The 6,000-nt window shown below is 67.2% G+C and carries 8 protein-coding genes; 5 read left to right on the forward strand and 3 right to left on the reverse strand.

From position 1 onward, the window contains the following. Positions 1 to 130 precede the first annotated feature (130 nt). From kstR to F8178_RS17245, 5 genes are all read left to right on the forward strand, one after another. Positions 131 to 772 (forward strand): cholesterol catabolism transcriptional regulator KstR, encoded by a 642-nt coding sequence (gene kstR / locus F8178_RS17225; protein ID WP_317495861.1) that lies wholly within the window; start codon positions 131 to 133, stop codon positions 770 to 772. Positions 773 to 799: 27 nt separating this feature from the next. Beyond that, positions 800 to 1,243 carry a nitroreductase/quinone reductase family protein gene (locus F8178_RS17230; protein ID WP_317495862.1) on the forward strand — a complete coding sequence of 148 codons (444 nt, stop codon included), beginning with the start codon at positions 800 to 802 and terminating at the stop codon, positions 1,241 to 1,243. A 541-nt stretch (positions 1,244 to 1,784) separates the two neighbouring features. Next, positions 1,785 to 2,102, forward strand: coding sequence for a type VII secretion target (locus F8178_RS17235; RefSeq protein ID WP_317495863.1), 318 nt, complete (start codon positions 1,785 to 1,787; stop codon positions 2,100 to 2,102). Next, entirely contained in the window at positions 2,102 to 3,832 is a 1,731-nt protein-coding gene (locus tag F8178_RS17240; protein WP_317495864.1) for an alpha/beta hydrolase, read from the forward strand. The genes F8178_RS17235 and F8178_RS17240 overlap by 1 nt, the downstream gene beginning before the upstream one ends. 8 nt (positions 3,833 to 3,840) lie before the next feature. Further along, complete coding sequence (locus tag F8178_RS17245) at positions 3,841 to 4,473, forward strand: LppA family lipoprotein (protein ID WP_317495865.1); 633 nt, start codon at positions 3,841 to 3,843, stop codon at positions 4,471 to 4,473. A gap of 26 nt (positions 4,474 to 4,499) precedes the next feature. Here the strand turns inward: F8178_RS17245 and F8178_RS17250 are convergent, their stop codons facing one another. The 3 genes from F8178_RS17250 to F8178_RS17260 form a co-directional block, all read right to left on the reverse strand. Beyond that, positions 4,500 to 4,841, reverse strand: a complete 342-nt coding sequence (locus tag F8178_RS17250; protein ID WP_317495866.1) for a hypothetical protein — start codon at positions 4,839 to 4,841, stop codon at positions 4,500 to 4,502. A 222-nt stretch (positions 4,842 to 5,063) separates the two neighbouring features. Next, a complete protein-coding gene (locus tag F8178_RS17255) occupies positions 5,064 to 5,495 on the reverse strand; it encodes a type II toxin-antitoxin system VapC family toxin (protein WP_317495867.1) in 432 nt (143 codons plus the stop codon). Then, a complete protein-coding gene (locus F8178_RS17260) occupies positions 5,482 to 5,739 on the reverse strand; it encodes a ribbon-helix-helix domain-containing protein (protein ID WP_317495868.1) in 258 nt (85 codons plus the stop codon). The genes F8178_RS17255 and F8178_RS17260 overlap by 14 nt, the downstream gene beginning before the upstream one ends. Between the last annotated feature and the right edge of the window lie 261 nt (positions 5,740 to 6,000).

Here is a 6,000-nt window from a genome sequence, read left to right on the forward strand (position 1 = left end):
CGGCAGCCCGTGCTGATCACCACGACGTGACGTGAAACCCCATAACCTGTGGAACAGGTTCCCGGGTTGTACCCTGAGATGAGGCGACAGCCACGAACCGACGACGACTTCGCGCAAGGGGGAACATCCCGTGCCGCCCCAGGCCAACCCGGACACTGCCGAGGTGCCCACTCCCAAGGGAGATGAACCCGGCTCGCCCGCGCAGCGTGATCGGCGCAGGCGCATCATCGACGCCACACTCGCGCTGGCCGCCAGCGGGGGGTACAACGCGGTACAGATGCGTGCCGTGGCCGACAAGGCCGATGTCGCGCTGGGCACGCTGTACCGGTACTTCCCCTCCAAGGTGCACCTGCTGGTCGCGGGACTGGCACGTGAGTTCCAGCGGGCGCGTGACAAGCTCGAACGCACCACCATCCCCGGTGACACGCCCGGCGAACGGCTGCTTTACGTGCTCGGCAAGACCACGCGTTCGCTGCAGCGAGATCCGCACCTGACGGAGGCGATGGTGCGCGCGTTCATGTTCGCCGACACCACCGCTGCCGCCGAGGTGGAGATGGTCGGCGGCCTGATGGAGGACATGTTCGCTACCGCGATGGGCAAGCCGGAGCCCACCGAGCACGACCGCGCGATCTTCCACCTGATCGCCGATGTGTGGATGGCCAACCTCATCGCCTGGGTCAGCAGGCGCGCCTCGGCCTCGGACGTGCATCACCGGCTGGAACTGTCGGTCCGACTGCTCATCAACGGCGACGGCGGAGCGACGGGCGCATAACCCTACTGGCGCGTAAACTCAGCGCTGATGCGTACCGTACTGACCAAAGCCTTCGTGCAGGGGCTCGCACTGCACCAGTTCATCTACGAGCGCAGCGGCGGTTGGATCGGCCATCACGTGCCGCTGCTGCCGCCCTCGCTGCTGCTGCACGCCACCGGGCGTCGCACCGGGCAGCGGCGAACGTCCGCGCTCACCTACGCCCGTGACGGCGAGAACTACCTGATCACCGCATCCAACGGCGGTGCCCGCCGCGCTCCTGCCTGGCTGCACAACCTCACCACGCACCCGGAGTGCGAGATCCAGGTCGGTCGGCAGCGGCTCGCGGTCACCGCCCGGCCGGTGTATCCCGGCGATGCCGAGTACGACCGGCTGTGGGACATCGTCAACAAGGTGAACAGCAACCGCTACCGCGCCTACCAGCGCCAGACCGACCGGGAGATACCCGTGGTGGTGCTGACCCCGTCGGGCTGACGGGGGCCACCCACCAGGGTGGCTCGCGGCAGCCCGAGCATGACGCAACGCCAACACCCAGGGGCCACCACCCCCTGGGGGCAGCACCACCACATCCCCACCAACACAGCGGTGGTGCTGACCCCGTCGGGCTGACGGGGGCCACCCACCAGGGTGGCTCGCGGCAGCCCGAGCATGACGCAACGCCAACACCCAGGGGCCACCACCCCCTGGGGGCAGCACCACCACATCCCCACCAACACAGCGGTGGTGCTGACCCCGTCGGGCTGACGGGGGCCACCCACCAGGGTGGCTCGCGGCAGCCCGAGCATGACGCAACGCCAACACCCAGGGGCCACCACCCCCCTGGGGGCAGCACCACCACATCCCCACCAACACAGCGGTGGTGCTGACCCCGTCGGGCTGACGGGGGTCACCCACCAGGGTGGCTCGCGGCAGTGGGTGGGCTGAGTAGTTTCCCTCATCCTGCTCGGTTTCCGTGTCACACCGGCAGCGCGCACTGCTAACCTGCCGGTATCCGATCGGTGAGAAGGGGATCACGGTGAGCGACTTCGAGGTGGATACCGCGCAGCTTCGCGCGGCGGCCCGCACGACTCGGGAAGCATCGGAGGAGGTCGCCGGCCTCGATCTCGGCGCGGCACTGGCAGACTTGGCCACGGCGCTTCCCGGCTCCCGTGTCGAGCAGGAGGCGTCCGCGCTCGCCAAGCACTGGGATGACGAAGCGGGCGCGGTCGCCCAGCTGCTCGCGCAGCGCGCGGACCGGCTCGAGTCGGCGGCCGAGGACTACGACGCGGAAGATCGCTCGAACGCCGGCGACCTCGACGCGCTCCTGCCAGGCGGGGAGCAGGAACCTCGCTGATGACCGCCTGGTCGGACGTCCTGCGGTGGAGCCCCGGCGCGCTCGACTCGGCGGCGGATGCGCTGACCACGCGGCGCAAGTCGCTGACGAACGTACTGGCTACTATCGAGGACGGTTCCGCGCCGCGCGACTGGCGGGGCGACGCGGCCGAGGCGGCCGACCGGTCCCTTCGGCAGCGTCGGGACGACTTGGAGACGCTCGTCACCGGCATCGCATCGATGGTCGACGCGCTGGACGCGGCGAGCGAAGCCGTCGCGGCGGTGCTGCACGCGGTGGACGAGGCTGACGGGCTCGCCCAGCATCACCAGTTCCGCATCACCGAGCAGGGCCGCGTCCTGGATGTGGCGGTGGACCTGGGGAACACACCCGAGGATGTGGTGCGGACGCGCGCCGCGGTCGAGGCAGAGCTGGAGGACCGGATCGCGCAGATCCTCCGGCGCGCCGCCGAGATCGACGACGATCTCGTCACCGCCATGGCGCGGCTGACAGGCGACGGCGGCGCGACCGGCCCCGCCGCATACCTGGATGCGTTGAACGAGAAACTGTGGGGCGATGCCCCGTCGCCCCCACTCAGCGGCTCGCCCTCCGAGATCGCGGCCTGGTGGGCCACGTTGAGCGACGGCGAACGCGAGTGGTTGATCACCAACCGGCCGGAACGCATCGGCGGTATGGACGGACTGCCGATCACCGCGCGGAGCGAGGCCAACATGCTGCGGCTGCCCGTGGAACGCGAGCGCCTGGACACCGAGCTCGACGAGCTGCGTGCCGAGCGGGAGGACCTCTTCGCGTGGCAGTGGTTGCGGGACCGCCAGCTCAGCAGCGAGATCGCCCAGATCGAGGCGAAGCTCGACTCGCTGGATGCGGTCGAGGACATGATGGCCGACGAGAATCGTACTCTGATCACCTTGGATCTCGACGGCGAACGCGCGCGAGCGGCCATCGGTAGCGGTGACGTGGACACCGCCGAGAAGGTCTCGGTGTTCACCCCGGGCATGAACTCCACCGTCGATGGGAACCTGGCTCGCTATGTCGAGGAGATGGAGCAGGTTCAGGAAGAGGCGCAGGACATGCTTGACGACGATCCGTTCACCAACGGCCAAGAGGTCGCTTCCGTGGTGTGGCTGGACTACGAACCGCCGCTGGTGGAGGTCCCGGAGCTCCTCGCCGGAGCCGAGAGGGCGCGCTTCGAGGAGGGCGCACAGCGGCTGGCGCCCTTCCTGGACGGTTTGCAAGCCAACCGGGACGGCGACACCCCGATGCACCTCACCGCTGCAGGACACTCCTACGGCAGCTCGACGACGGGGCTCGCCCTCCGGGAAACGTCAGCGGCCGATGCGGCGTTGTTTCACGGCTCTCCCGGTGTCGGCTTTGTCACCCCTGATCCCACCGCAGGCGAAGGGCATCTCGACAGCGACAGCGGCGAGGAGGTGTGGACCGACAGCCACCAGATGCAGGTCCCCGAAGGAAGCCTGTACAACCTGTCCAACGAGGATGACTTCGTCTCCAACATCGGCTGGCATGGCGTCAACCCGAGCCTGGATAGGCACATCACCGAGCTGTCCACCGAGGATGCCGTCGCAGCCGACGGCACGGAGCTGCACCGTACCGAGGGGCATACCAGTTACGTCGAGCTCCGCGATCCCGGCGATGAATCGCTGTCCACCAGCGAGTACAACTCGGCAGCCGTCATCGCCGACAAGACCGATCTGCTGATTGAGCAACCACGATGATCACGTGCTTGGCAACCCGCCTGCGCCAGACGCTGACTGTCCTCGCCGCTGTCATGGCGCTGGTACTGGCTGGCTGCAGCGACGCTTCCGACTACATCGGCCAGCCCGGCGACACCGAGGAGCACGATATGAGCCTCGACGAGCAGTTCCATGAGCTGATGCAACGGCCCGACATCGAACAAGCCGTGGCCCACTACGACGAGATGCTCACCGACATCCGCCCCGCCCTACGCGAGGTCGCCGACCTGCCCGAATGGCAACGCCGCGACGGACGTGGTTCTCAACCCGGTTGCAGTCGATCATTCCCCGACATCGGCGTCTGGGACGCCGAGAACCGGTTCATGGACCGCTGGCACGCAAAAGGCCCCATCACCGACGAGAATTGGTCGGCTGCGGTCGACGCCGTCCACCGCATCGCAGGAGACTACGGGTTCGACACCGTAACCCAAGACATCAACCACGGCGGCCGCAAATCCCACAAAATCACCGACAACTACGGCGCCGAACTCTCCCTCAGCACCGAGGGATACACCACCATCCGAGTGTTCACCGGCTGCCACCTCAAGCCCGACGCCAAAAACCACGGCCAACCCCGACCCCGACCAGAACGCACCACAGGCCCGGCCACCGAGACGGGGTGACCCGGCATCAGACGAGGACGGGCGGCTTACTTCGCCTTCTGGGACTGGCCCCTAATGGTGCGCAGTTCCGGGCGCTCGCACGGGCAGCGGTCCTCCGGGATCGGCACGGCGAAGATGGTTGGCCCGCCCTGCAGTCCGGTGCAGATCTGCTCGTGGCCCTGCACGAGCTGCTCCCAGAGCGCGGTCTCATCCGACAGCTCCATCTCGGAATTGCCGGTGGCTTCGCGTAGCTCGGTGGCGAGCCAGCCGATGACCTCCTTCGTCCCGTTCAGTGCACTGTGAAAGTTCGAGCGCTGTGGCTGCGCCTGGGACATCTGGGACTCGTCGATGTGCCCGTGGTAGTGGCACTGGGACTTCTCGCGGGCCATCCACCTCTCCTTGTCAGCTCACCGTCAGCTCACCGGATCCCCACGAGCACCATAACCCTTCGCCGTGACACGGCGTGCAGCCGTGACCAACCTGTGGCGTGGGAGGCTTCCATTCTGCGTAGGAGACCGCGATCACGGGGAGATCGCCACCGCTCGATGCCGAGTCCACTACGCGGTACTCGGGCTCCTTCGATCAACGCAGGAACTCTCCGCGCGGCAGCATCAGGTGTCCAACGGATGGCGCCACCGCAATCGCTTGAAACGCGCGAAGCCACGGTCCGCACTGAGCCAAGTGGCGTTGTTCTCCAACGCGTACGCGGCCAGGTACGCGTCAGGCACGTCGCTGCCTCGCGCATCGATGTCGGCGACAAGCTGGCGGAACAGTGACCAATGCCGTTCACCGGCGGACAGTCGCATCACGCTCGGGGCCGCCAGAATCGCCTCGACGGCTTCCCACGCGTCATCCGGGCTCGTCGGCTCGACGAAGATCCGCCGGTTGGTTGTTACCCGCACGAACCCGCTCAGCACCAGATCGGGAAGACCGAGGGGTTCGTCATCGTTGGCCAGCCGTTCGACCAGTGGCTTGTAATCCTGATGTTGGGTGAGGTCGGCACGGTGAGCGTGCACGAGGACGTTGACATCAACGCAGTTCATCGACCGATGCGCCCTCATCCATGGCCTCGGCGACTGAGGCGTTCGAGCTAAGATCCACGCCCGGCCGTAATCCACCCGACCCCAGCGGCCGGATAACGTAGCGACCACCGACTTGCTGGTCAGGCGGGTGTAAGCCACGCCGCACCGCGTCCTCCAGTACGGCCGCTACAGTGCGCCCGGAACGAGCCGCCCTCGCTTTCACCTCACGGTATAGATCATCGTCGATCCGGATGGTGGTACGCACAGTGTCATCTTAGCATCAAGTGGGAGCATCACGATGTCGTGCGAGGCGCCCACGGCGGGTGAATCACGCTCAACAGGCGATGGGCGCTGGATCGGTTACGCACCGAACGCGAGGGCGGTGGCAGCGTGACGGAGCGCCTCGCTCGCCTGGAACGGGAAGTGTTCCAGCGCACCTCCTGACAGGAAGACAGCGCTCACGGCGTCACGGCGCTTACAGCACAGCCACCGACAGCGCCTGCGCGGCCTCGCTTCCCAGGGCATG

Origin of the sequence: Haloechinothrix sp. LS1_15, from assembly GCF_033042135.1 — a bacterium.
GTDB lineage: Bacteria > Actinomycetota > Actinomycetes > Mycobacteriales > Pseudonocardiaceae > Haloechinothrix.